The 414-nt window shown below is 65.0% G+C and carries 1 protein-coding gene; it reads left to right on the forward strand.

Annotated features, from left to right (window positions below; all coding sequences use genetic code 11):
- Positions 1 to 381: integrase core domain-containing protein (locus IEZ01_RS17740; RefSeq protein WP_189202545.1), on the forward strand; the 381-nt coding region annotated here is incomplete at its 5' end.
- Positions 382 to 414: the final 33 nt, after the last annotated feature.

The raw sequence follows: 414 nt of genomic DNA on the forward strand, positions 1-414 counted from the left end.
TCGTTGCAGATGGCCACCGCGACGCGTGGCGGCCGAAGGGACGGGACGATCTTCCACAGCGACAGAGGAAGTGAGTACACGTCAGAGGCGTACAGCACCCTGTGCAACCGCCTGGGCGTGGTGCAGTCCATGGGTCGGGTGGGGTCGGCGCTGGACAACGCCGCCGCGGAGTCGTTCAACTCGCTGATCAAGGTCGAGTACATCCACCGGCACCGGTTCGCCACCCGCACCGAGGCCCGCCTGAAGATCGCCACCTGGATCACCGGGTTCTACAACCCGAGACGCAGGCACAGCGCGGCCGGCGGGATGCCGCCGGAGGAGTTCGAACGGATCATCACCGAAGCACGCAAGAAGAGCGACCAGAGGTGCCAGGCCGCATAGGAGAGGTCTCTACGAAACCAGGGGATTGACACA

Origin of the sequence: Streptomyces purpureus (genome assembly GCF_014648195.1) — a bacterium.
Classification (GTDB): Bacteria; Actinomycetota; Actinomycetes; order Streptomycetales; family Streptomycetaceae; genus Streptomyces; species Streptomyces purpureus.